Source organism: Arthrobacter sp. Leaf234 (assembly GCF_001422665.1).
Lineage (GTDB): Bacteria > Actinomycetota > Actinomycetes > Actinomycetales > Micrococcaceae > Arthrobacter_D.
Window position 1 is genome coordinate 1 of the sequence record NZ_LMLU01000002.1, and the last position, 23,784, is coordinate 23,784.

Below are 23,784 nucleotides of genomic sequence, written 5' to 3' on the forward strand. Positions count from 1 at the left end.
AGCATCAGAAGGAGTTACCCCTATGGCGGAGATCGTCGCGCATCATGGTCTGTTCAAGAACACCAACCTCCACGTCGATGACACCGGTGGTACCGGTCGTCCCGTGGTCCTGATYCATGGGTGGCCCCTGTCGGGGGAGGCGTTYAAGAATCAGGTCCCTGCACTGCAGTCTGCCGGGTACCGGGTGATCACCTATGATCGGCGCGGTTTCGGTCGCAGTGACAAGCCGATGACCGGGTACACGTACGACACTCTGACCGAGGATCTCCAGGCCCTGCTCGAGGAACTCGATCTGCGGACGTGACCCTGGTCGGGTTCTCCATGGGCGGGGGAGAGGTCGCCCGCTACTTTTCCAAGTACAGCCATGAGCGCATCCGCAGCGTCGTGTTCGCCTCCGCGNGTGACCCTGGTCGGGTTCTCCATGGGCGGGGGAGAGGTCGCCCGCTACTTTTCCAAGTACAGCCATGAGCGCATCCGCAGCGTCGTGTTCGCCTCCGCGGTCCCGCCGTTCATGATGCAGGGCGAGGACAACCCTGACGGACCTCTCACCAAGGACGCTGCTGCCGGGATGACCAAGGATCTGTCSAAGGATGAGGAGTCGTTTTATAACGGGTTCACCACCGATTTTTTCTCGGCGAACGGGGAGCTGAAGGTCACCGAGGGACAGCGTCAGGAAGCCCTCGAGCTGTGCCGGCAGGCTGATAAGAAGGCAGCGCTGGCGTGCATGGAAGCGTTCGGGACCACGGACTTCCGCGACGATTTGCTCAAGGTCACCGTTCGGCCTTGGTTCTGCACGGCGACGCCGATGCGACCGTTCCGTTCGAGGGCTCCGGGCAGCGCACCCACGCAACCCTGCTCGGCATGACCATGCTGAACGGCACNGACAGCGTCAGGAAGCCCTCGAGCTGTGCCGGCAGGCTGATAAGAAGGCAGCGCTGGCGTGCATGGAAGCGTTCGGGACCACGGACTTCCGCGACGATCTGCTCAAGGTCACGGTCCCGGCCTTGGTTCTGCACGGCGACGCCGATGCGACCGTTCCGTTCGAGGGCTCCGGGCAGCGCACCCACGCAACCCTGCTCGGCAGCGACCTCCATCTCATCAAGGGTGGCCCGCACGGGTGCAACGTCAGCCACCCCGACGAGTGGAACCAGGCCCTGATCACCTTCCTCGCCAGGCAGCGACCTCCATCTCATCAAGGGTGGCCCGCACGGGTGCAACGTCAGCCACCCCGACGAGTGGAACCAGGCCCTGATCACCTTCCTCGCCAAATAGAGCAGCCGACAAATCTGCCGGGCATAGGAAATTGGGTGCTCAGAACTGGCTGACACGACCAGTCTTCAAGACCGGCGGGTAGGGTCACTCCGTGTGGCTCGGGCGTCTCACCCTTCCCTGGGGTGAGGCGCCCGATCCGCTGACCAGTCCTGGTGTCGAGTGCGTCCATCCAAGCCCGCTGTTCACCCCTGCTGTCTGATGCGCGCTCAATCCGCCAATCCAGATCCAGGTGTGGTCCGAAGCACAGTAAGCACACTGAGAAAGGTGTGCTCATTCGCACAGTAAAGGAATCACCTGATGAAGAACAGCATGCGACTGCTCGCAGTCCCCACCCTCGCCCTGGGCGCCCTGGCCCTGTCCGGCGGATCCGCCATGGCAGCCGACGCCTCCTATTCCTCGACCCTGGGTCAGCTCAACGGCACCACGGGCACCGGCACGATCACCGTCGACGTCACCGGCGACAAGGCCATGGTCAACCTGCAGGTATCCGGCCTCGCCGAAACCTTCATGGACGGACCGTACCCCCACGTCCAGCACATCCACGGCGGTGCGGCGGGTGTCTGCCCGACCCCGGCCAACGACACCAACGGTGACGGCATCATCAGCGTCACCGAAGGCGCCGGCGGCTATGGCGCCATCCAGACCACGCTGACCACCAGCGGCGCCACCACGCCGGCCGAGGGCCTGAACCTCGAGCTCGGCGGCCAGGGCGGCACCTACAGTGTCCAGCGCGAGATCACCCTCGACGCCGCCACTAAGGCATCGCTGGAGTCCGGGACCGCTGTCGTCGTCGTCCACGGCCTGGACCCTGCCACCGCTGGCGTCTCGACCGAGGTCTTTTCCTCCCCGAGCGATCTGAACCCCGATCTGCCCCTCGGCGCTACCTCGCCGGCACTGTGTGGCACGCTGACCGCCACCCAGATGGGTGCTATGCCCCAGGGCGGAGCCGACACCGGTGTCGCACAGGAGACCGGCACGAACACCGCCGCTCTCGGCCTGGGTAGCGGCCTTGTTCTGGCCGCGGCAGCCGGCGGCGCTTACATGGTCCGCCGCAGCAATACCAAGGCCTGACACCAAGGCCTGATACCAGGGCCCGCACGAAGTTCGGATACGAAAGCTTGATGTCCTCGGACGTCTCAGCCGTAGCAGCACGAGTAGGCGCCGCCCACCCTGATCGAGGGTGGGCGGCGTTTGCTGTTCCTGGTCTTATGAGCAGGGTTGGCGCAAGGAAGACCGCCAACCAGGACGATTGCTGATGATCTGTGGTTGGGTGTCCTTAGGTTGTTTAGCAGTCGGGTAGGTCACGTGCGGGGCGTGATGAGTATCGGCTGGACGCGATGGTCTCTCTTGAAGGTCTCACTCTCATGCATACAGTTCAGTTGCCGCTCGTTGTTCCCTCACGAGGTGCACTCATGTCGGACACCCCCTTCAGAGATCTCGGGTCTGACGCTCCTGCGGTGCCTGCTCAGCCTGCTCAGCGTTCGTCAGGACCCGCCAGTTCGAACGTTGGTCGGGGGTGTGAGGTCGGAGCTCTCCTGCTTCGTCTTGAGCAGGGCGACGCCAGCGCCTTCACGGAGCTCTATGAGCGCACGTCTCACCGCGTATACGGGCTGGTGCGGAAGGTCCTCGTCGACCCGGATCTGAGCGCCGAGACAACCCAGGACGTCTTCCTCGCTCTGTGGGTCGGTAGTGGAGTTCACTTCGATCCTGCCAAAGGCTCCGGAATCTCGTGGGTCATGACCCTCGCCCACCGCCGCGCAGTGGACAGGGTCAGGGCAGAAGAATCCCACCGTGTACGCGACCTCAAATGGGGGCTCAAGAACCGCGGTGACGACCACGACCAGGTCACCGAGGTCGTCATCCAGAACGCGGAAACCGACCAGCTCAGGGAGTCGCTCAGCAAGCTCTCAGACCTGCAACGGGAAGCTATTTCCCTCGCTTACTACCGCGGCCTGACCTACGTCCAGGTCGCCGAGCACCTCGGGATTCCAATACCCACGGCTAAGACCCGTATCCGCGACGGCATCAGACACCTCAGCTCACACCTGCAGAACCTCTGACCGACACCTGATTAACCGAACACCCCCACGCCGGCCGATCAGGCCCCTGGAAGCGTCGGCCGATGTCGTCGCACAGCTTCTTATCGAACGGAGTACGCGTTTTGCAACGATGATCACCTCGATGGTCGGGGTTCTTTGCGATGGCGGACGAGGTGATCGTTTCCTTTGCGCCAAGTACTGCTCTACCCTTGGAAAACTAAGCTAGCTGATTATTGGTGCTGCACAGCACGCACTGCTTCAGCCCCAGCTCGCCGTTGCCGAAGGTCGAGCGGTTTGGTTTTACGAGGATGGACGGGGTCAGCGATCCTATGGACGGCCAGACGCAGATCAGGCTCACGACCCTCGCCTTGTCGAAGGCGAACATCACTGTCGGTGAGCTGTGGGTGAAGTACTACGGCCTGGGCGGGGAGGTATCGGAGTTCGAGGTCGAGGCGTACCTCGGGGGACTCCTGATTCTGTCCGGAGCGGAGCGTTCCATCCTCGCGGATGCCATGAATGAACTCCTCGAGGGTAGTTCTGTGAACATCCAGATTCCCCGCAGTGAGGACGACGAAGCCGCCGAGACGCCGGAGGATGCCCGTAGGGCGCTGGGCGCGTTCGGCGCTTTCCTGTTCACGGATGAGGAGGCTGAGCAGGAACGCCTGGACGCTGTCATGCACACGAACCTCGTGGATTCGCCGTTCGAGGAGCGTTTCGACCGGTACACGCAGCAGGCCCGCGACCACTTCAACGTCAGCTCGTCGATCGTGGCGCTGGTCGACGACCACAAGTTGTTCCTGAAGTCCGTGGTCGGGCCCATCGAGCAGAACATGCCACGGGAAATCACCTTCTGCAACGCGACGATTCGCAACGCCGGACCGCTGATCGTCGCCGATGCCCTCGAGGACGACCGCTTCCGGACGAACCCTTTGGTCACAGGGGAGCCCTTCATCCGTTTCTATGCCGGCTACCCTCTCCGTGGCCCCGGAGGCTGGACGGTAGGAACACTGTGCGTCATTGACCAGAAGCCGCGCGGCTTCTCACCCCAGGACGGGCGTTTCCTGCGCAAACTCGCCCGCCTCGTCGAAGACGAAATCAACTCCTGACGCCTGCGATCAGCGGGCACCGCTCGTGGCCACGGCTTGCCGCGCAGGAACATCGCGCAGGACTACACCGGACGGCGAGGACCAGCATGGAGGGCCAGTTGGTGGGACCGGTGGTGGGGATCAGCTGTCGAAGTAGGTGACGACGGGTCTGTGCTGCCCGATCGAGTTCAGGATCTCGGCGGATAGGTCGCGGAGCTTCACGTTCCGGTTCGAGGATGCCCTGCGGAGGATCGCGGTGGCTTCGTCCTGACTGCACCGGTTCTGGGCCATGATCGCGCCGATCGCCATGTCGATGCTGGTGCGTGATTCCATGGCCGTGCGCATGTTCGTGCCGGCTTCGGTGAGCTTGGCGACCCGGACGGCGAGGCGAAGGGACTGGGAGGCATCGCGGGCGAATCCCTCCGCGACGCGGATGCCCTTTGCGTCGAAGGTGTTTGGTTCGGTGGAGTAGAAGTCGAGGCCGGCGCTGGCCCCGTCGTCGAGGCGGATCGGGATTCCCAGGGCCGAGCGGAGTCCGTAGCTGGCGATCGCGTCGCGGTACTCGGGGAAGCGGGGGTCGGTGAGGAAGTCCCTGATGTGGACGGTGATGCCTTCTCGAGCCGCCCGAAGGCATGGTCCGTCGTCGAACCCGTACTGCACCTCGTCGACCTGCCGGGCTTTTTCGCTGCTGCTGGCGACGGTGATCATGGACCTCGGGCGCAGGAGCGTGATGCCGCAGAACACGTTCCCATAGGGGCCGGTGAACGCTTGAGCCGCAACAGTGACCAGTCCGTTCAGGAACTCCTGGACGTCGTCGCTTTCCAGCACCATGTTCTGCAACTGGGCTGTAACGCTGTCACGCTCAGCTTCACGCGCCAGTTCTTCCTCGTCCGGCATCGAATCCTTAACCACGCATTAACAGAGGTGAAGGAAGGCTCGCTTCTGAACCTTAGGCCACCTCATGAACCTCTGAAATGCTACGTCACCCCTAGCAGGATCAGACCTGCATCCTATGAAGAGAGACGACAGAATTGGCCCGGTAGGCGCGTGCCGGACCTGATTAGGCGGCCTGTGTCGACGCTTTGTGGAAGGAGGCATAGGCCGAGACGAACTGCTGTGCCTCACGCCGTAGCCGGACCGACAGCAGCATGCTGGGATGCGCGGCCCGGGTGAGATCAGCTAGCGCCCTACCGGCTGTCGCCGAAAGACGCAGCGCTCCGACCATGATGGAACTGACCTCCAGACTCGACAGCGCCGTGATCATCTCCTCCCGATCATCGCCCCCTGCCAATGCGGCATAGACCCTGTCGATCCGGGACGGGAGCATCGAGATGAAATCAGTCGCAAACCCCCACGCTGCAGCCGCGGACGACTCCTCGACAAGGACATTGAAGGCCTCAGGCTCGAAATCAGGGAGGGTGTCCGTTGACCCGCCAGCGCTCACGGCGGGTGTCATGCCTTGAGCATCGTGTTCAGGAGGGAACCCCATGACGATGCCAGTGCCTCACGGCGTCCGAACTCCTCAGCGATATCAGCAGCCCGGAACTCGGTTTCCGGGTTCAGTTCGAACTCGTGGCCGTACTCGTGATCGACCTGCCGCTGGACCCTGCTGTGCAGGACTTGTAATTCAATGTCCTCCAAAGCGGCGAGGTCCTCGGGAAAAGAATCGGTGGGAAAGAGGCGAGAGTTCATGACTGCTCCTAAAAGGGGGGAAACGCGAGAAGGGAAGAGGTGCCCGGAAGCTGCTGGGCGACCAGCTGAACAGGTCAGTGGTGGAGGAAGTGCCTTGGATGGTCAGGCGACGACGGGTGAAGCTACGCGCGAGGTGTCAGACAACATCACGGCCCCAATGACGCGCACTGGATCCGGGGTACCAAGAAGGTCTATGTGTGCGTTTAAGTGCGGGGGAAGTGAGTGACAGGCTTCCAGGAGGAGGCGGGTCGCGTCAGCTTCCACGGTGGCTGCCCGTGAGACATCGACGGTGACGGTCGGGTTACCCGGCAAAGCGCGGGCACGCCGGATGAGGGGCACGAGGGCCCGATAGTTCGTGGTGGTGAAACGGCCTCGAACGGAGATTGTTGCTTCGTTGATGGCGAGGTCGACCTTGATCAGGGTGAGAAGGCGGTCGTACAAGGTGGCTCCGTAAAGGGAAAACCGACTGGCCGCTTGCAGGACCAGATGATCAGCATAAGGCAGTCCAACGCCTTATCACGACACGTCATCACGGAGTGTTTCCACGACCTCTGCTCGCCCTGACTTCCCGCCGGGAGGGCCCTGCAGCTCGGCAGCACATTCACGCATAGTCGAAGCGTCACACAGGACGCCTTGGGTAATCTAGGCGTCCGTCCGCTGCCAGGACGGCATGCGATGCATAGTTCCGGAGTACCCGAGTAGCCAGCTGGCGGCTCTTCGTGCTGTCGTTGATCTGCGGTGTTGATGGTGTGCAAATCGACCGGAATCAGAACACTCTGACGTGGCGGCGACTGGGATGGATTGATGAGTTGGAAGGCATCACGGATGATGCTTTGATTCCTAACGCGTCCGATTTTACGTTCGACGTCGTCGCATACGAGCGAGAACTGGACCGGGCACGAGCCGTGTTGGCCGGCATCTTCCGCCGCAACTAAGAGGGCAGGGGCCCGTCAAGGGGACGGGTCCGTCTAGGATCCTTGACCGGGCAGATGGAGCGCGACTGGAGCGCGATGAATCTAGATGTCGAGGATGTTGTTGTGGGCGTTGGTGATGGGTGGGAGGTCTCGGGTGTCGAGGTCTTCCATGAGGTGAATGGATGCGTATTCTGCCGGCGTGATGCGGCCGGCGTTGTCGAAGACGCGGAAGGTGCGGCGTAGTCGTCCTTCTGGGTAGTAGGTGTGAGCGAAGCTGACGTCGACGCGGGTGTTGGGCCAGTCCTCGGCGATATCGATCTGGGTACCGTTCAGGCCGTCCGAGAGGGGAGTCTTAGCTCCTGAGGGCGCTGCCCAGTAAGCATCGAGGTGGGCGAACTCGGCGCAGAGTGCCTCGATCGCCGCTTTTTTCTGGTCCGAAGGAAGGTCGATCAGGGTCCAGGCCGCACGAGGATCGTCGGTGGTGATCGGATCCAGCTTGAGCTTTTCGTCTCTGGACCTTCCCGGTATTTGATCCTCGTTGACGGGCACGGGTTGATGCTCGGTGATGCGCAGCGTTGGGGGTAGATCGCCTGCAGGCAGCTCGATTTGTGAGAAGCGGTAGGTGTAGGACGCGCCGCCGTAGTCATCGCGCAGTGCGTCCGGGGCCGAGGTGTACACCACGAGGTGCGCTGCTTGGTCGTCGTCGAACACAGCCGCGGGCATCCGGTCGATGGTCATGCGGTGCACTCCTTCGTCCGCGGACAGGATCAGGAGGGTGCGGTCGACAAGCCAGTCCGCTGCCGTGTCTACGTTGGCATCCCATTGACCGGGCGAGAGCCATAGACCGTGTCGGGTTGTCCCTAGGTGGCTTACGTGAGCGAGGTCGAAAAAGGGGGTCAACTGGCCATCGGGGGAAATGTGGAGGGCGGTCGTTGTGTCGTGCGGTAGCTGGCCGGTGTCGCTGTTCATAGGCTGGTAGAGGACCCAGGCACCGTCGGACGCTGGTGTCACCGTCACGTGCGGGCTGAGATGGCCGATGGGAAGATCGGGCCACGAAATAATGCGATCGGTCTCGCCGGCCTGCTGAATGACGGCAATCGGTTCCGTCAGGCTGACGCGAATAAGAGTCCGCTCTGTAGCAACTACCTGCCATCCTCGAGGTTCAGCCATGCGGTAAGTCTCGCAGCAAGCTACGCGACCCATAAGCCCATCCTTATCCGGTCCCCGTCAATCAGCTGATGGTCGGCGGCGGGACAGGTGGTTGGCTGGCGAGGATTCGCCTCTTACGTTCCTGATACTCCTGTTCCGAGAGTAGGGTCAGGCCACGCATTGGCCCACCTGGGTAGTCCGCGGAGAAGCCCGTTGCGAAGCTGATGTACATGTCCTCGAGGCCACACCAGTTGACGAGGACGTGCTGTGGTGAGTCGTCGGTGATGATTCCTGGATGCCCAGTGAAGAGCGTGGTCGGCAGGCCGTCGCGTATCCATTCCTGCCTGTCGCGGACGAGCTCGGGAGGATCATCAAACGCGACGAATTGCCCGATCTTGAGGTCGGTTGCTTCGATCATGGTCCTTCAGTGTGCTCTTCAGCAGGTCGCTCTACAACTGGCTTGCTCAACCCGTAGGAGGATCCTCCACAGGGACGTTCAGTGTCACTATTCTGAGCAGGTGAATGAGCGCATCATGTACGTCCAACTGAAAACGGGCTATGGAACGGATAGTGGGCCGTCATGGATCTCACGCGTGCGTTTCAGTAAGACCTGGCGTACCGCGTACTTCCAAGGACGCACGCTGCACCGTGTCACGGGTACCTCTCGCGCGAACTTCGACTCAAACTTCTACGACGTCGACTCGGGCGATGAGTACTGGGTATCCGGACCCAAGCGTGACCGAACTGACGGCCGGTACAGCTCCCAACAGCCCACAGTCGAAGAGGACGCTCGCGAGGCCTACGAGGCATTTCTGGACGGAGCTTCGCTCCCTGGACGCGAGAACGGGTAGGGCCGAACCAAACTCCCCTTCTGCTTTACGGGATCCCTGAGCGTGCTTGGTGGGAGTCTTCAGAAGACTCGCCTAATGGATAATTAAGGCGACGATTCCGGTTATGAAGAAAAGAACTGAAGAAATTAATATTAGATACGAATACTTCTGAAGAAGATCGACACCTTCCTCTAAAGTAATGCTTGAGTCGAATGTGAGCAAGTATCGGGCGTTCAATTTTGTGGCCGCCCCTCTTCTGCGAAGGATGATGAATCCTAAAAGCGTAATCACTCCCATGACAAAGAATATTCAGTCGTCTTCATTCCCTCCTCTCATGGGAACTCCCGTAAACACAAATACCGTTATAACAATCGGCATTAGGACGAAAAAGCCGTAGGTAATTAGTGTGAGAGATTTTGCACTCATAGTGGTCTTTCTTTCAGGAAATTAAGCACATTCGATGTGGCTACCTCATCGTACGGACGTAAGCCCAACGCAGCTCCATCGGCCATCTCGGAGTGTGACGTGTCTCGATGCATCGTTCGGCGACTAGCACTGCCCGTAAGCGGGTCGCTCACCGCGACACTGACGGCGGGGACGATGTTGAGCTGCTTCAAGCACTCGCGCCCGATGAGCGCGATCCCCGTATGCCCCGCCCGAGAAAAAGCCCGGTGATGGTGCCCTAATCGGGACACCTCCAGGCACGCTAAGTACCGTCTTGAGCCGATGTGGCAGAAACGACCGTTTATGCACCTATGGTTTGCTACACGCTGGTTCTACTTCTGAGAAGACCGACCCAGGGTAGTTCTCGAGCAGGTGAGGCTTCGGCTTCAGCGGAGGGCGTCGAGTGCTTTGGTGAGTTTGTCGGGGTTGGGGACGTCGAAGAAGCCGACGCCCTGATCAGCGCCCAGTCCGCCGAATCCGGCTCCGAGGAAGCCCATGCCGGTGTTCTGGTACATGGTGGAGCGGGTGCTGCCGAAGGTGACTGTGACGTGCGCGTTGTCGCGTGAGCGGTTGGTGCTGATCGATACTCCGTGGATGGGAGCGTCTGTGGAGGAGCGTTCGCTGGTGGAGACGATGGCTCGGCTATCGGTAAGCCCGTAGACGGTGGTTCGTTTGCGTCGGCTCTTATAGATGAAGCGGCCGACGATCATGTACAGGCCGATGAGGACGAAGGGGATCCCGAAGAGAGCGAACAGGGCAGGTGCGTCTCCGGTTAGGACTTGGTACTCCCAGAAGATGGCGAACCCGCCCCAGAGGAGGCTGAAGGGGACGAGGAACACGTCGGCTTTGGAGAACAGGACTTTTGGGTCGGGTCGGCCCGTCCAGTGCAGTGTCTCGCCCGACCGCAGAAGGGGTTCCAGTCGTTTTCGTTCGTCTGCGGTCGGGTTCACTGGTTGCTACTTCTGGGCGTCGTTGTAGGCGTCGATGATGGACTGGGTGATGCGTCCGCGGGAGCTGGGGTTGTGGCCGTTGTCCTGGGCCCACTGGCGGATCTTCTGGGTTTCTTCCCGCTTGGACTTGCTCGGCGACGAGGAAGAGCCTTGCCCGCTCTGTCCTCCTGATCCTCGGCGGTTCGTCTTGGCCTTCCGGCCCTTCTCGACGTACTCGGATAAGGCTGAGCGGAGCGTCTCGGCGTTCTCCGTGGTGAGGTCGATCTCGTAGTCGGTGCCATCGATGCCGAATCGGACGGTTTCCTGGGCTTCTTCGCCGTTGAGGTCGTCGACCAGGTTCACCTGTATGCGCTGCGCCATTGTTCTACTCCTTGAAATGCTTGCTAGTAATAGATGATTCCCCTCCCATTCACCTTATCCGAATGGGAGTGAGCACATTTCCAGTCTTCTCGCCCTTCTCGCTATCAAGTGACAGTCTGACAGTCTGACAGTCTGACAGTCTGACAGCTCTGGGAGCGCTCTCTTGTACCTAGCTTTTGTTCGGTTGGCAGGGCCGGCGCGTGGCCCGGATTGGTTACTGTCCGGGGTGCAATGGCTGTTCCGCTAATGGCCGGTGGTGCTTGGCTTGTGGCCCGATCATCGTCGCGGACGGTCTAATAGCATGGTAGGGAAAAGGCGTTCACCCTGTTGTCACCTGCCGCTGGTAGCTTCACCGGATGGACGCCGCCTTGCCCGCACCCGAATCGAGCACATTGCTACAATCGCGAGTCTCGCCGATCGTGAGGGCTTCGACGGGCAGTTCCTCGGCGTCCCGGTACCCGTGCCGGTGCTCACGCTGTCTGGGGTGGATACGGTCCTGCTCCCGTACACGCACTTCTCGATCCTGATGCGCCCGGACAAGCGCCTGGCAGCTGTCACGGCACTCGGGATTGACGGGGCGAAGCTCCTGGACCTTGACCGGTCCGGTATCGACTGGCGGTTGGACCCGCGGCTGCCTGAGGATCAGCAGACGGGGGAGCGGGTCTACGCACGCAACGACATCGACCGCGGACACCTCGTCCGCCGCGCCTCGGCGGTGTGGGGCGACACCCGGGCCGAGGCGGTGACAGCGAACGAAGACACGTTCCACTACACCAACGCTGCCCCGCAGGCCACAAAGTTCAACCAGGGCCTCGAGCTCAACACCGACTGCAGCGGTATCAGGGGCTTCCATGAATCTTGCAGTCAACATGAAACTCAGCCAACTATCCGGATGATTAGTGGTGACTCAATGAGCCTTAGACCCCGACATGGCAATAGTGTACCCAGGATGGTGTCGTACAACCTAAGGATCGCACTTCTATCATCGCGTGACGTAGAGCCACGCTTGGATCCTGCGAATCTTCTAGGGCAGCATAAAAAGCTTTGGTCATTTCAAATGCGGTTGAGTCCAAAACAGCTTTCATTGTGGCAATCACGTGACGGAACCCTACGTTCGCGAACGATGCCGCGATTGTCAGTCCCACGTCCGGAAAATCTTCAAACACTTGTGCCGTCTCACATGCGTTCAAGAAGGCGAGACTACGTGACGCATGTGGCAACTCAAGGATCTGCTCGAGCGAGAGCATGCCGTCACTGAGTACCATCCCCGATATCGCCGGCTTCTCATTTACGACTTTCGCATGGCAGGAGAAGTGAACACTTCTTGCCCCGGACACTGCTGAGGTAGTCGCCTCCAGTGTTGCCGCCCCATTTTCAAGCATGTTTTGGCACCCATGCTGCCGAAGGTGTGACATTTCTTCACCGACATATGTGAGCGCGGTCCGATCATCTCCTAGCCATGATGGGGCCATCGACATCCCCACAGAGAGTTCAGGAGCATCAGTCAGATATGTGCCATGGTCGCAACCCTTTGCATCAGAAGGAATTTCCGGTGTTACAAAATACGAGCTCTGGAAGATTAGCAGTGCATCCTTCTCAGCGGCCGCAGCCGAACAAGCCCGCGCCGCGTGTAGTGGAAGGGAAGCCGCATAGGAGCTTGGGTACCACCAGATTGGTGTCGGTTCGGAAGTTGATCCGAGAAAAGCGATGTGATTTATTATTTCATCCCATAGGTAACGTAGTACAGGTTCAATTTCACCTGCCTGATACTGCTTCCACAGGTGTTGAAGTTGAGTTGTAGAAACTTTAGGAACATCGACATAGTAATACTCGTTTCTCTCGGGCATGCGATAAAGTAGGCCGCTGCCAAAACGTGTTACGACTAATCGAACGAGTAGGTGCTGCTTCGCAATTGTAGCGATGCTCTCCTCGAGGCGGGCGGCCTGTCGATCATCGCCGATTAAAACATCCCAGCGCTTCCAATATTCAGCGATCTCCTCCTCGCGTTCTGGCGAATTTATGAACGAGACCCCACCTTTATGGTCGGTTCGTCCGAAGCCACTTGATGATAATTTTGCCAGAATTAGTTCGAGTTCCGCCGCTCTGGCAGGGTTTTGTGCACGGATTCTTTCAATTGCATCCGGATCTACCCGAGCTCTGAACAACATATTGCGAGACTCATCGAATCGTTGTGCTGCCAGATCGTAGGATCCTGCACGGGCCAAAAATAGGGCTACGACAAGCAACACTGCCGATATGGCGTGAGCGCTACTGAACCGAATATCGGGGGCCAGTGTGCTCCACCGGGATCTCCGAGCTAGATCCGCGGCCACGTCGCCCAGAACTGCAAATTGGCCTGGGCTGCCCTCGGCTACTGTTTCCTCCGATAGCTCCTGAAGTAGCGTTACGCGCTCGGACATCGGACCGGAGCGATTGGTCACGAGCTCCTGTAAGAGTGAGACGATGATGCTCCGCTTAGCTGATTCAGCTCGACGGAGCCGCAACAAGGATCGGGATGATAGCCATGCTATTGGAGAGTGCTCCGGTACGGCTGAACGAAGTGCCTTCAGTTCCAGTAGGGCGGCCTGCGCATTAGTTGAATTACATTTGAGTCGACCGAGTTCTATCAAAGCAACACGAGTATCGGCTAATTGCAGAAGGTAACCATTACTATTACCTGACGCTTTGTCCGTGCTACTTTGGAGTCCTTCTTCAAGCTGCGCTGCTACGGATTCAAGGCCGAGGTCAACCTTAACAGCGCGTGATGCGGCTACGCGACTTTCCGCGACCGTGGATACTAACCAGAGATAATTTGGGTCATGCTTATCGACAGCATCTAGTACTTGAGATGTTCGTATATCTAACTCGTCGACGTCCCATTCCAGCCCAACATCAGCCTCATGTGCTCTTACAAGTGCATTCAGAAAAGTCGCACAACGTAATGCGCGTTTACTTGCCGTACCAACTGCAGCTACTGACTCTCTTCCAGATTTTAACACTCCCATTGCATCGTTTTGGCTTTGCATAACTTGATATCGGGCTTGAAGTGCGTTGCTATGGTGGTGTAAGAGTCCGCCTCTTCTCTCAGAGCCTTCCTCTTCGAGTGAAGCTGCACTCTTGAGAATCTCGATGCCTGAATCGATGTAGTGGACACTCCCGCTCTCTCTGAAGAGATATTCAGACACTTTTCCCCGGCAAAGTGCCAGTGCAGAGTACTTATCGGACGCCACCGTGGGATCAATGAGTCCAAGCGCTGCGTCGCACTCGACACTACTTGCTAGCAAGTCATACAATCTCCGGTCGTAAAAGTATCGTCGCGAGAGACTATTCGCTCTTGCTATGCTGCTACCAATTCTTATGGAATCAGAACGAGCTCTGCGGCACGCAAGCGTTGACCAAGCAACAGATTCGTCCAGATATTCGACTTCGTTAGTTCGTTCGAATATTTCAAGTGCACATACTGCAAGTCCCTGCGCGACTTGCGCTTTTCGGTCGTCCCAGTCCGAATTGTCAATTATTATAAGCTCTTCCGCAACAAACTTCGACTCAGTGAAGAGTGCATGCACTGCCGGCATTTCGTGAGTGGCCGCTTGCTCGTCATATAGTTGCGAAAGCCGGTCGATCCATCGTCTATGAGTGTCAAAGGAAGGGGGCTTGCGATTCTGAGCGTTTCTTGTCTTGTTTTCTATTTTTTCCACAAATTCCGTAACGCGATTTAGGAAGTCCGAACCGTCCCGTGCGATTATGTTGACTTGGCCCGTCCACGGTAGTGCGGGTAGTAGCCCGAGGTTGAACCGCTGGTCGACATCGAGAACCTCTACAACATGAGAGGTAGGTGCAGAGCCTGCGGGCCCATCGTTATCGCTAGGTTGTATTCCAGTGAGTGCGAGGAAGCAGCGTAACTTGTCCAGTTCATCGCTGATTACTTTGAGTTCATCAATTTCTACCGAAGCCATGTCTGAACAAGATTGGATTTGCTCGATTGCGCGCCGCACATAGTGGGTAACGCGAGGGGGGCCGCTAATCGTACGGCAAAATTGGTGATCCTCCTCGTTGTAGAAAGCGAGCATATAACGTTCAAATAGTCGTAACTCGTGTGAAGCAGAGAATATGGACTCCCGTGCAATGGCGAGGTGTATCATCGATCTTCTACGGTTGGACGCGGTGGAATTGTTGCGCCCGTTAGTGCCAAGTCGCTCCTGCGCGCGCTTTCGACGCTCTCGTTCGTTCGCGTGCTTTCTTGCTTTCATAGGTTTGCCTCTGGCCATAGTTATACCTACCACAAATTTTCGGGTGATTGAGCCTGTGTCGGAAGTTCATGCGCAACTTAGAAGATAATTCGCCGTCAGCGGCCACTGAGTGTAGTAGCTACAGTTTTGGATTCGGTCAGCGGTTGGGGGGCCGTGCAGGTTTTGACATGTCACTCATCGAGCTACGGCAGTCTCTGCAGGCTCGACGCCTGTCGACACCGATCGTGCAGGAATCGAGGCAGGCTACGGCAGTCAGTAGAGGTTGCCTGTGGGCTGAAGCAGGGCGCCTGTTTTAGGTTCTGGCTAGTGGAAGCCTTTCTCAGCAAAGGATCCTTTGACTGGACGCATGTGCGGGGTCCCGAGCGGTCCGAGCGTTTTCAGTGTCGGCGCGAGATTCTGTAGTTGGCGCATGTCTCAGCAATGTGTCTCACGCGGAGTATTCTCACCAAAGTGGTAGTGGGCCTTTGATGAGTGTGGGGAGCGCCGGGATGGGAAGAATCGGGTACGCGAGGGTCAGCACGTTGGAGCAGAACGTGGATCTGCAGCGCGCGGCGCTGTCCGCGGCAGGCTGCGATCGGATCTTTACCGATCATGGCGTGAGCGGAACGATGGCGAGCCGGCCGGAACTCGATAAGCTCCTCGATCACCTGCGCAGCGGTGATGAGGTGGTGGTGTGGAAGTTGGATCGGTTAGGACGCAACACCCGGAGCCTGCTTGCCCTCATCGATGACTTGGAGAACAGGGGAGTGCACTTCCGGAGTGTCACCGAGGGCATCAGTACGACAGGATCGATGGGGCGGGCGATGCTGACGGTGATGTCTGCCTTCGCTCAGCTCGAGCGCGATCAGCTCGCCGAGCGGACCAGGGCAGGTATGGCTGCGGCTGCTGAGCATGGGCGGAAGGCCGGCCGACGGGAAGTTACGACCGACCATGCGAAGGTCAAGCGTGCCAGGGACCTCAAGGCCCAGGGTCTCGCCCCAGCCGACATCGGGAAGATCATCGGAGTCAGTCGGGCGACGGTGTATCGGTATCTCAGTATTGGCGGCAGTGAAGTAGTCATGTGAGTGCCGCGCTGAGGCCAACGTAAACTCGTGCGCAGGAGATGTTTTTGAACGCGTGCACAGCGCCTACCGGAGGGTGCGCCGTGATCACCCCAGTCCGTCGTCAGGTTACCGAGTTGAGGACCCTATGAGTTCTACAGAGAATGATTCACCGGTGTCGCCCACCATGGTCTTACAGGACGCGGTGTTGGACAGTGAGGATGTGCGCGGGTTCCTGAACTCCCTGGCCATGACTGCCGCCGAGCAGCTGTCTACGGAAACGGCGCCGGTGTTGTGCGGGGTGACGCTTCTTCGGCCGCGCAGGATGGCGACGGTCGCCAGCAGCAGTGTTGAGGCCGAGAAGATGGACGAACTTCAGTACGAGCACAATGACGGCCCCTGCCTGCGGGCTGCGCGGGAGGAGAAGGTGTACCGGGTGGAGGACTTCCGCACCGAGGACCGGTTCGGCGGGTACTCAGCCGATGTCGCCGAGCACGGGATGCTGTCCGCGATCGGAGTGCCGATCGTTCTCGACGGTCAGGCCAACGCCGGGCTGAACCTCTACTCGCCGCGGGTTCGCGGCTTCGACGACGCAGCTGTAGAGAAGGCACGCGCCTTCGCCCGGGACACGTCGAACGCGCTGCGTACGGCGGTGCGGATCGCTGACCTGACAGATCATTCGAGGGACCTCGAGACCGCGATGCAGAACCGCACGATCATCGACGTGGCAGCGGGAATCATCATGGGCCAGAACAGATGTTCCCAGGACGAGGCCATGATGATTCTCAAGATGGCTTCCAATTCCCGGAACCAGAAGTTGAGCGCGGTTGCCGCCGCAGTCGTGGAAAGTGTCACTCAAGCCCCGGTCGCTACCCACTTCGACTGACATCCAACATGTTGAGCTGCAACCACATGTTTTGACCCGACGTGCTCACCTAGGTGTACCCAAGACCTTCCATCCGGGCGTCGTGGCTCGCCAACCCCGCTCTGATTCATGGCCGGCGGTATACCGCCGATCGTCAGGCGTGGCGTGTGGCGGGGTGCAGAACGATCTCGGTGGGGCAGACGTTGCTGGGTGAGTCGATGATGAACCGGACCGCGGTGGCTACGTCCTCGGGACGAAGCAGCAGCGACCACTGCAGCGGTGAACGTGCTTGCCAGGACGTCATCCATTTCTGTCTCGTCAACGGTGTCGAATCGTCCCCATTGGAAGGTGTCGGCCGCCCACACCACCGCTTTCAGCGATTCGGGTCCATCAACTATTGCGCTGGCCGCTGCACGGACCGCTTGGCTGTTGCGTACATCGAGCAGGGTTTCCGTTACTGAGTTGGCACCGGCTTTCCGGCACGCATCGGCTGTTGCCGTGATGCGGTCAGGATCGCGTCCCCACAGGTGAACCTTGAGGATAAGAGCTGCGAGGGACACGGCGATGGCCCGGCCGATATCGCTCGAAGCCCCCGTGATGACCGCTGAACCCTCCATGCAGCAACGCTATCCCAGTAAGCGGCACTGGCTAGGGGGCCGGGCCCATAGCTGACGTGAGGAACCCACCATCATTGTCACCAACCGGTGGATTTGGCGGAGGGGTGAGCTAACCACAGTTCACCTGAAATCTTCGACAGGTATCGAACCGTAAAGGGAAGGCCCGGCACGGGCGATGGTTGATCTCGTCAGAGGGAGCGCAGGAATTGGCGCGCTTGTTCCTTGCCGTCGATCTGCCGGGGGATTTGGCGGCCGTAGGAGGCAACGATGTCCTGTGCGATGAGGTTGACCTTGCGGTTCGTGTCCTGGCTGTGTTGGGAGATGACATTGAAGGCTTCGTCAGTGCTGATGCCGGTCATGCCGGCAAGGACCCCTTTGGCCTGGTCGATCGTGGTGCGCTTCAGGGTGGCAGCAGCGACAGCTTCGTTGGCGAGCCGGTGGGAATCAGTGTGGATGGAGCGGGTGAGGTCGATCAGCAGGCCCCATACCCCGATGTGCTCATCACCGTCGAAGAGCGGTCCGCCGACCACCAGCGTTTGGTAGTCCTTGCCGTTCCTGTCCTGAAGTGTCAGGTACATCGACAGGGGCCCGTTGTCTTCTGTCACTTCGGCCCAGAACGCGGCGCTGCTTTTTCGCATGGTTGGGTGGACGTGGGACTGGCCGAGCTCGAAGGTCGGCTCGATCTCGCCCGGCTCATAACCGTGCATGGTGAACATCTCGTCGGACCAGTGGAAGGTGTCCGTCGCGAAGTAGTACTGGAAGGTCCCGGTCGGACAGTTCTTGAACAGGTGCAAGGGCGCGGCAGAGCCAGGGTCGGCCTGGGAAGCCTTATCGGATGACTGCACGAGGAGATGGCTCTCTACGGGTCGTCGCAGAGCTAGCTGCATAACTCTGTTCGCCCTGAAGGATAGCAACCCGGGCCGACACGACCTCAACGGCAGCTGCGATGCCGCTGCCCGGGTCTTTAGCAACTCGGCCAGCAACAGGTGACAGCGCGCCTCCAACTACCTCCAATGAGTGCCTTTTCATAGAGGGTCTGTTCTGGGAAGCGGCGAGGGTCAGAAGGCTTCCGGGGCGTTGAAGGCGAGGTCGAAGATCGCGGGGTCCAGTTCCCAGATAACTTGCTCGAGTACGGCTCGATCCATGGGTGGCAGGGTAGCTATGGCGTAGATGTATGCCTCGAGGTCGAACAGCTCGAGGTTGCCGCCCATCGCGAAGTACTCAAGCCACAGCTCGGGCAGACCGATTCCGAGAAGGTGTACGGCGGACGAAAGGGCGATGTGTTGCTCGGCGGCTGTCATCGGCTTACCCATCGCTGTCCCTCCTCACGAGGTCGCTTCATATCCCACGGTAGACCCTCGAAACGCTCGCCCGACCGTGTGCGACATTCTGCCTCGGACCGAGAAGCAGGACACCGCACCGGCCGTGCTCACTACCAAGCCGCTTCTTGACAAGATACTAAGCTTACTGACTAGTCTTGTCGTCGATTGCAGAAGGGTCAACTGGTCAGCGCCGAGGTCCGCGGTCTTGACCAGGGAATGACGCGACCTCCCACTGCCTGCTTGCCACCTTCAGGGCAGGATGCGGCGGCAGGGTCTACCCATCACAGATGGCGCCGCACCGCAGCCGGGACCCGGGCTGCACAGCAGTAAGGTCCCACCAAGTGCTCCGTGATGTCAGTGGTTGGCGGTGTATTGCTGGTACTGGGGGTGGTCGGCGAGGAACGCGTAGGCCATCGGGCAGCGGGGGATGAGGTTCAGGCGTCGCTTGTGGGCGTCGAGGACGATGTTGCGCATCAGGGTCTGATCGGCGCCTTGGTCCCGGAAGCCGGGCAGTTCGGTACCCATGACGAGGGTGAGGTTCCCGCCGGCCATCGTGTACTTCACGTACGCCGCGAGATTCCCGTCGGTGAACAGCTCGAACCGGCAGTACAGGGGGTTGTCCCGGAACTTCTCCCGGGACGACTTTGCGACACCTGAGCTTTCGGCCGCCGCAGCCCGCAGGTCGAGTTCGTCGACGAGCATCTGGTACCGGTCCACAGCTTGGTATGGCGGGTAGTCGGTGTCGATCACCGTATATGCGCGGTTCACCAGAATCCTCAGCCGCCGCGTGGACAGTGACGCCAGCTCAGCTGGAGTCAGTTCCTCAGCGGTCAGGTCGTCATCATGGTCCTGTTCAGAGGCTACCCACGCTGTCAGCTGGTCCGTATCGACCGCACCGGACCTGCTCGCACGAGCAAGCCGAGCAGGCGTCACAGGTACCTCGGGCGACGGCCGGCCTGTGAGCTGCGCCGCTCGGCCTGGTCCTCGGCCTGGTTCTCGGGCTGGTGCGGGGGTGGTCTGTGGTGCGGGGTTGTTCAGAAGGTCGGTCATGGCCGTCTCCGGGTGCTGTGCACATCCGTGGCCTGTGTCTAGACCTATGTGTGCTTCGAACACTAGACCCAATCCCAGGAAACGCCACCAGCAGAAGCTGAACATCCGGTGACCAAGCCCCGCTGATAACACCGGTCACGGGACGGACTGAGGGTTATGGGCGGTGAGGCGAGGCGGCAGGGCACGAACCTTGCACAGCGTCCCTGCCGCCCCTGCGCATCTTCCTGCCCACTGCTAGACAGATGAAGTCGCACTTCCAAGTAGGCCTTTTCATCCGGGCACACCACCAGTGATGAACAACCCATACGGAAAGATACCCAACAGCCCCGTCGCGTGCCACGCGCGCGGGGCGTCACGAGTGCAGCACCTGGATCCGCGGCCGCACCGGTAACTGTGTGCCTATCTGTCTTCGAGCCCGGTGTTAGTGCGGGTGACATGCTGAAAGAACCTTGGCAGTTGGTCATCCCATTCCTTCTCCACGAGACTCTTCAGCCCCTCGTCGAGAAGGTCCCGCTCGAGTTGGGGCAGATCGCCCCTACCGAAGATGTAGTCAGCGACAGCTTTCTCGGATGCGTTGCCGGCGACCGCGATGTACTCGACCCACACCTCCCACGGCTGAAAGCCATCACTGTGCACCAGTTCCACCACGTCCCGCTGCTGGGCATCCCATTCGACGCTCACCGATCGTTCCTTTCCTGAGGCTGCTACCCCTCCATCAAGGTCATCAGACCGGTCACTGGCCCGCCACCAGGAAAAACCGCTTGCACCCGGTCGTCCTAGTGCCCCCAATGAACACAACTGCTGGTCGAGCCGAAACGCCGATCGCCACCCCTCCATAAGTTAGTGCGTACCCAAGGAGAAGTTCTGGGCTCATGGTCCGATATCGCCCGGAATACAGCGACGCCCCTTTGGGCTCCGGTGGTCATGCTGGTAAAAGACGGCGCTGGCCCCGCTCAGAGGACGGCTTCTCCGTGGGCCTATCACGTAGCGGCTCACCCACAGGTGGACGGCTTTGAGCTCCACCCTTCGGGCTCCACCCGCCTACAGGTGGATGACCAACGCCACGGCGGCAGCTGACCTCACCTCGAGCGTCTCCATTGCCACCATCAGCCCTCATCCGGACCAGCTCATGCTGTGGGCGACCACGCTGGGAGGAGGCTGTGCACGCCCACCGCTTGCTCGAGGTGAGCTATTCCATGTCGGTGAGGTGGTGGGTGTGCGCAGGCGGGCCCTTGGGTTCCTGCTGTCCATGTGTGTGCGGGACAAGCAGCGAAGCGTGGAGAGCTTGTGCCGTGCATAGGTGGTCAGGAGGCGCACGAACCCTCGACACGCACCGAACGGCTCCGACGGACTCTGCACCACTCATCTGCGACATCTTGACGAGCTGCTGGTTCTGCCGCTCCCTAATCTGATTCTCAAAGCACTAATGCGAGCACTTTTGAGACGAAACACAGCGAGACAGGTTTTCGAGACAAGGGCAAGCCTGTGGTTACGGGGGAGTGGTTGCGCGACGCTCGGCTCGATCAAGTGTCTCGCAAAGCTTTAGGTTTGCGAGACACCCGAGAACGTTCTGGCGGTGGTAGGTGCAGTTGCTATGGTCGGTCGTTCGGATTGCTATTCGGGACCTTGTCTATGGGTCGGTTGGTGCCGTCTCGGATGGTATTTGTGGGGTTGACGAACGGTTCGGCGGGGTGGATGCCGGGAATTTGGCGCATGAAGTGTGCCCAGGAAGGGGCTGCAATGAGGGAGCCGTCGACTTCCGGGTAGGTTTGGCCGCCGATTTTCAATCCACTGAGGGAGCCGTTGCCCTCTTTCCAGTTCCCGATCCAACTGGCGGTGGCTATTCCGGAGTTGTAGCCGATGAACCAAGTCTGTGATCGCCGGTCATTGGTTCCAGTCTTGCCGGCCATCGGGATGTTTCCGTAGTCGAGTAGCCGGCCGGATCCTGTTTTCATGACTTCCTGGGTTGCGTAGTTGACCCCGCGAGCAATCCCCTTTGGGATGACTTGGTCGCAGTCGGTGGTAGGAACCGGGTAGTTGGTGCCGTCGGCTGCTGTGACCTTCAGGAGGGCACGCGGTTGACACACTTTGCCTTCGGCGGCGAAACCGGCGTAGGCGGTGGCCATGGATAGCGGTGCGACGTCCTGGACACCTCCGATGAGGCCGGGCGCGAGGACATCCAGCCTTTCGAGATAACCGCTGGAGCTCTTGCCATCATGGACGCCCATTTCGTAGGCGAGGTCGAAAATCCTGCACATATCGAGTTGCCGGGCTGTTTCCATGGTGATGGTGTTGTAGGACTGGGCGAGTCCGCGGAGAACTGTGTAGGTGCCGTAGTTGGTGTCTCCGTAGTTCTGCGGCGTGTACCCTTCCCCCTGAGGTGTCCGTACGGTGTAGGAACCTCCGGGGAGGCAGCTCGCGGGCCATTCATCACCCTCCGGGTAGGTGCGTTTTCGACCGTCGATAGGGGTGTTCAGGGAACCGCCGGCCTCGATCCACGCGGCGACGACGAATGGTTTGAACGTTGATCCGGGCTGAAAGCCACCCACGCCACCGAGAGGCTTGGATTGGTCGCCGGCCTGATGCAGGTCAACATTGAAGTTCAGCACGGAGTTGCCCGGCGCGGCCCCTGGTAGGTAACGGGTGTTCTGGGCCATCGAAAGGATATTGCCGGTGTCGGGTTCAATGCTGACCATGGAGTGGCCCACGGCCTCGTTCGTGGTGTCAGGGTCAGCGGTGTCATCAACGGCGGTTTGCGCCGCACTCTGCACCCGGGAATCGAGTGTTGTCTTGATGGTCAAACCGGAGCGGTAGAGCACCTCTTTGCGATCTTCCCTGGTTTCGCCGTAGGCAGGGTCGTTGAGGATCAGGTGCGAGACATAGTCGCAGAAATAGGGTGCTTGTGCTGCGCCCGCGCACCCGTTGAGGGTGGGCGTGATGTTCAGGCCGAGTTCGGTGGTCACCGCGGCGTCGTGCTCTTCGTCGGTGATCTTTCCGTGGGTGAGCATCGCGTCGACGACGAGATTTCTGCGCTGTAGTGCGCGTTCAGGGTGCTCGATGGGGTTGTAGAACGTGGGACCGTTGACCAACCCGGCCAGCAGAGCGCCCTGCTCGATGGTGAGGTCTTTGGCATCGACGTTGAAGAAGTACCGGGCGGCGGCTTGGACACCAAAAATGGTCCCGGTGAACGGGACGATGTTCAGATACCCAGCGAGTATCTCGTCCTTGCTCAGGGTTTTTTCAACCGTGATGGCCAACTTCATTTCGCGGAGCTTGTCACCTACCGTTTTACTGCCGCTGAACACGGCCTGCTTGTCGTCGCGTAGAGCGGAATCGATGAGGACATTCGTCACGAACTGCTGCGTGATAGTCGAAGCCCCGCGGGTCGAATCACTCGTGAGGTTGCTGGCGATGGCGCCCGCGATGCCCCGGAGGTCAACGCCTCCGTGCTCGTAGAAGCGATAGTCCTCGATGGCAATCAATGCATCCTGCATGTCCTGAGATACCTGATCGAGGGTTACCGGCTGTCGGTTCTCCTCGTAGAGGGTCGCAATCAAAGACCCGTCCGATGCCAGGATCGTCGTCGGCTGGGCGAGGGCTTCCCGTTCCAACTCGGCTGGCAGGTCTTCGAAGAAGTCGATCGAGGCAGAAGCTCCGGTACCCGCGACGGCGGCCACCGGCACCAGTAAGCCCGCGGCGAGCACACCCGTCAGGGCGCTGATGCTCAGGAACGCCAGAACGGAACCGATGATGGATCCCGAGCCGAACCAGGGGAAAGGCTGCCTTTCCATCAGGTTCGATTTTCGGAGTGACGGGCGTCGTGTCGCTCGCCCTTGTGCAGGTGTGTTGTATCGCAGATCTCGTTGTCTCCTTCAAAGAACTTGATCGAGAAGACACTGACTGTC

At 59.8% G+C, this 23,784-nt stretch carries 24 protein-coding genes and 2 pseudogenes; 10 read left to right on the forward strand and 16 right to left on the reverse strand.

Annotated features, from left to right (window positions below; all coding sequences use genetic code 11):
* The first annotated feature begins 22 nt into the window (after nt 1–22).
* The 6 genes from ASF21_RS16730 (at nt 23) to ASF21_RS16385 (ending at nt 4,417) form a co-directional block, all read left to right on the forward strand.
* Nucleotides 23–304, forward strand: coding sequence for an alpha/beta fold hydrolase (locus tag ASF21_RS16730; RefSeq protein WP_055769359.1), 282 nt, complete (start codon nt 23–25; stop codon nt 302–304).
* A gap of 17 nt (nt 305–321) precedes the next feature.
* Nucleotides 322–399: hypothetical protein (locus ASF21_RS17540; protein WP_414826617.1), on the forward strand; the 78-nt coding region annotated here is incomplete at its 3' end.
* A 1-nt stretch (nt 400) separates the two neighbouring features.
* Nucleotides 401–865, forward strand: coding sequence for an alpha/beta fold hydrolase (locus ASF21_RS16740; protein ID WP_055769361.1), 465 nt, complete (start codon nt 401–403; stop codon nt 863–865).
* Between the two features lie 704 nt (nt 866–1,569).
* Nucleotides 1,570–2,343 (forward strand): hypothetical protein, encoded by a 774-nt coding sequence (locus ASF21_RS07640; RefSeq protein ID WP_055769362.1) that lies wholly within the window; start codon nt 1,570–1,572, stop codon nt 2,341–2,343.
* A gap of 341 nt (nt 2,344–2,684) precedes the next feature.
* The gene (gene sigK / locus ASF21_RS07645) at nt 2,685–3,332 is read left to right on the forward strand and encodes an ECF RNA polymerase sigma factor SigK (protein ID WP_082471359.1); all 648 of its coding nucleotides are present in this window, start codon (nt 2,685–2,687) and stop codon (nt 3,330–3,332) included.
* Nucleotides 3,333–3,640: 308 nt separating this feature from the next.
* A complete protein-coding gene (locus ASF21_RS16385) occupies nt 3,641–4,417 on the forward strand; it encodes a GAF domain-containing protein (protein ID WP_082471360.1) in 777 nt (258 codons plus the stop codon).
* Nucleotides 4,418–4,537: 120 nt separating this feature from the next.
* On the opposite strand, the gene ASF21_RS07655 is transcribed toward ASF21_RS16385, so the two are convergent.
* From ASF21_RS07655 to ASF21_RS07665, 3 genes are all read right to left on the reverse strand, one after another.
* Nucleotides 4,538–5,293 (reverse strand): GAF and ANTAR domain-containing protein, encoded by a 756-nt coding sequence (locus ASF21_RS07655; RefSeq protein ID WP_055769364.1) that lies wholly within the window; start codon nt 5,291–5,293, stop codon nt 4,538–4,540.
* Nucleotides 5,294–5,456: 163 nt separating this feature from the next.
* On the reverse strand, nt 5,457–5,852 hold the full coding sequence (locus tag ASF21_RS07660; RefSeq protein ID WP_157365796.1) for a hypothetical protein: 396 nt from the start codon (nt 5,850–5,852) through the stop codon (nt 5,457–5,459).
* Nucleotides 5,849–6,088, reverse strand: a complete 240-nt coding sequence (locus ASF21_RS07665) for a hypothetical protein (RefSeq protein ID WP_055769369.1) — start codon at nt 6,086–6,088, stop codon at nt 5,849–5,851. Before ASF21_RS07665 ends, ASF21_RS07660 begins: the two co-directional genes overlap by 4 nt.
* A 719-nt stretch (nt 6,089–6,807) precedes the next feature.
* Here ASF21_RS07665 and ASF21_RS16750 point away from each other — a divergent pair.
* A complete protein-coding gene (locus tag ASF21_RS16750) occupies nt 6,808–7,023 on the forward strand; it encodes a hypothetical protein (RefSeq protein ID WP_157365797.1) in 216 nt (71 codons plus the stop codon).
* Nucleotides 7,024–7,104: 81 nt separating this feature from the next.
* Here the strand turns inward: ASF21_RS16750 and ASF21_RS16755 are convergent, their stop codons facing one another.
* The 5 genes from ASF21_RS16755 to ASF21_RS17265 form a co-directional block, all read right to left on the reverse strand.
* The gene (locus tag ASF21_RS16755) at nt 7,105–8,172 is read right to left on the reverse strand and encodes a hypothetical protein (RefSeq protein ID WP_157365798.1); all 1,068 of its coding nucleotides are present in this window, start codon (nt 8,170–8,172) and stop codon (nt 7,105–7,107) included.
* A gap of 61 nt (nt 8,173–8,233) precedes the next feature.
* A complete protein-coding gene (locus tag ASF21_RS07675; RefSeq protein ID WP_055769373.1) occupies nt 8,234–8,569 on the reverse strand; it encodes a hypothetical protein in 336 nt (111 codons plus the stop codon).
* Between the two features lie 1,242 nt (nt 8,570–9,811).
* On the reverse strand, nt 9,812–10,375 hold the full coding sequence (locus ASF21_RS07680) for a PH domain-containing protein (protein ID WP_157365799.1): 564 nt from the start codon (nt 10,373–10,375) through the stop codon (nt 9,812–9,814).
* A 6-nt stretch (nt 10,376–10,381) separates the two neighbouring features.
* Nucleotides 10,382–10,735 carry a histone-like nucleoid-structuring protein Lsr2 gene (locus tag ASF21_RS07685; protein ID WP_055769378.1) on the reverse strand — a complete coding sequence of 118 codons (354 nt, stop codon included), beginning with the start codon at nt 10,733–10,735 and terminating at the stop codon, nt 10,382–10,384.
* Between the two features lie 349 nt (nt 10,736–11,084).
* Nucleotides 11,085–11,249, reverse strand: coding sequence for a hypothetical protein (locus tag ASF21_RS17265; protein WP_235498719.1), 165 nt, complete (start codon nt 11,247–11,249; stop codon nt 11,085–11,087).
* 12 nt (nt 11,250–11,261) lie between these two features.
* Between ASF21_RS17265 and ASF21_RS17270 the strand changes: the two are divergent.
* A pseudogene (locus ASF21_RS17270) lies at nt 11,262–11,486 on the forward strand (DNA/RNA non-specific endonuclease); the annotation flags it as partial.
* A 166-nt stretch (nt 11,487–11,652) separates the two neighbouring features.
* On the opposite strand, the gene ASF21_RS16400 reads toward ASF21_RS17270, so the two are convergent.
* Nucleotides 11,653–14,691 (reverse strand): CHAT domain-containing protein, encoded by a 3,039-nt coding sequence (locus ASF21_RS16400; RefSeq protein WP_162237519.1) that lies wholly within the window; start codon nt 14,689–14,691, stop codon nt 11,653–11,655.
* Nucleotides 14,692–15,473: 782 nt separating this feature from the next.
* Here ASF21_RS16400 and ASF21_RS07690 point away from each other — a divergent pair.
* Together ASF21_RS07690 and ASF21_RS07695 are read left to right on the forward strand one after the other, a co-directional pair.
* Nucleotides 15,474–16,049, forward strand: a complete 576-nt coding sequence (locus ASF21_RS07690; RefSeq protein WP_055769380.1) for a recombinase family protein — start codon at nt 15,474–15,476, stop codon at nt 16,047–16,049.
* 151 nt (nt 16,050–16,200) lie between these two features.
* Complete coding sequence (locus ASF21_RS07695; protein ID WP_235498714.1) at nt 16,201–16,911, forward strand: GAF and ANTAR domain-containing protein; 711 nt, start codon at nt 16,201–16,203, stop codon at nt 16,909–16,911.
* Nucleotides 16,912–17,044: 133 nt separating this feature from the next.
* On the opposite strand, the gene ASF21_RS17275 is transcribed toward ASF21_RS07695, so the two are convergent.
* The 7 genes and pseudogenes from ASF21_RS17275 to ASF21_RS07720 all read right to left on the reverse strand — a co-directional run bounded on the left by ASF21_RS17275 (nt 17,045) and on the right by ASF21_RS07720 (nt 23,670).
* On the reverse strand, nt 17,045–17,194 hold the full coding sequence (locus tag ASF21_RS17275) for a hypothetical protein (RefSeq protein ID WP_235498715.1): 150 nt from the start codon (nt 17,192–17,194) through the stop codon (nt 17,045–17,047).
* 16 nt (nt 17,195–17,210) lie between these two features.
* Nucleotides 17,211–17,507 (reverse strand): annotated as a pseudogene (locus ASF21_RS17545) (SDR family NAD(P)-dependent oxidoreductase); the annotation flags it as partial.
* Nucleotides 17,508–17,695: 188 nt separating this feature from the next.
* The gene (locus ASF21_RS07700; protein WP_235498716.1) at nt 17,696–18,352 is read right to left on the reverse strand and encodes an ANTAR domain-containing protein; all 657 of its coding nucleotides are present in this window, start codon (nt 18,350–18,352) and stop codon (nt 17,696–17,698) included.
* A 213-nt stretch (nt 18,353–18,565) separates the two neighbouring features.
* Complete coding sequence (locus tag ASF21_RS07705; RefSeq protein ID WP_055769384.1) at nt 18,566–18,820, reverse strand: hypothetical protein; 255 nt, start codon at nt 18,818–18,820, stop codon at nt 18,566–18,568.
* A 363-nt stretch (nt 18,821–19,183) separates the two neighbouring features.
* Entirely contained in the window at nt 19,184–19,597 is a 414-nt protein-coding gene (locus ASF21_RS17020; RefSeq protein ID WP_162237521.1) for a GNAT family N-acetyltransferase, read from the reverse strand.
* Nucleotides 19,598–20,278: 681 nt separating this feature from the next.
* Entirely contained in the window at nt 20,279–20,560 is a 282-nt protein-coding gene (locus ASF21_RS07715) for a hypothetical protein (protein ID WP_055769388.1), read from the reverse strand.
* 911 nt (nt 20,561–21,471) lie between these two features.
* Nucleotides 21,472–23,670 (reverse strand): transglycosylase domain-containing protein, encoded by a 2,199-nt coding sequence (locus ASF21_RS07720; RefSeq protein ID WP_055769390.1) that lies wholly within the window; start codon nt 23,668–23,670, stop codon nt 21,472–21,474.
* Nucleotides 23,671–23,784: the final 114 nt, after the last annotated feature.

Coding starts and splice junctions, on each gene's coding strand:
- ASF21_RS07705 (WP_055769384.1), bottom strand. CDS start 18,820: ATGGGTAAGCCGATGACAGCCGCCGAGCAACACATCGCCCTTTCGTCC.
- ASF21_RS17275 (WP_235498715.1), bottom strand. CDS start 17,194: ATGACGTCCTGGCAAGCACGTTCACCGCTGCAGTGGTCGCTGCTGCTT.
- ASF21_RS07665 (WP_055769369.1), bottom strand. CDS start 6,088: ATGAACTCTCGCCTCTTTCCCACCGATTCTTTTCCCGAGGACCTCGCC.
- sigK (WP_082471359.1), top strand. CDS start 2,685: ATGTCGGACACCCCCTTCAGAGATCTCGGGTCTGACGCTCCTGCGGTG.
- ASF21_RS07690 (WP_055769380.1), top strand. CDS start 15,474: ATGGGAAGAATCGGGTACGCGAGGGTCAGCACGTTGGAGCAGAACGTG.
- ASF21_RS07660 (WP_157365796.1), bottom strand. CDS start 5,852: ATGACACCCGCCGTGAGCGCTGGCGGGTCAACGGACACCCTCCCTGAT.
- ASF21_RS07655 (WP_055769364.1), bottom strand. CDS start 5,293: ATGCCGGACGAGGAAGAACTGGCGCGTGAAGCTGAGCGTGACAGCGTT.
- ASF21_RS16755 (WP_157365798.1), bottom strand. CDS start 8,172: ATGGCTGAACCTCGAGGATGGCAGGTAGTTGCTACAGAGCGGACTCTT.
- ASF21_RS07685 (WP_055769378.1), bottom strand. CDS start 10,735: ATGGCGCAGCGCATACAGGTGAACCTGGTCGACGACCTCAACGGCGAA.
- ASF21_RS07720 (WP_055769390.1), bottom strand. CDS start 23,670: ATGGAAAGGCAGCCTTTCCCCTGGTTCGGCTCGGGATCCATCATCGGT.
- ASF21_RS16385 (WP_082471360.1), top strand. CDS start 3,641: ATGGACGGCCAGACGCAGATCAGGCTCACGACCCTCGCCTTGTCGAAG.
- ASF21_RS07675 (WP_055769373.1), bottom strand. CDS start 8,569: ATGATCGAAGCAACCGACCTCAAGATCGGGCAATTCGTCGCGTTTGAT.
- ASF21_RS07640 (WP_055769362.1), top strand. CDS start 1,570: ATGAAGAACAGCATGCGACTGCTCGCAGTCCCCACCCTCGCCCTGGGC.
- ASF21_RS16400 (WP_162237519.1), bottom strand. CDS start 14,691: ATGGCTTCGGTAGAAATTGATGAACTCAAAGTAATCAGCGATGAACTG.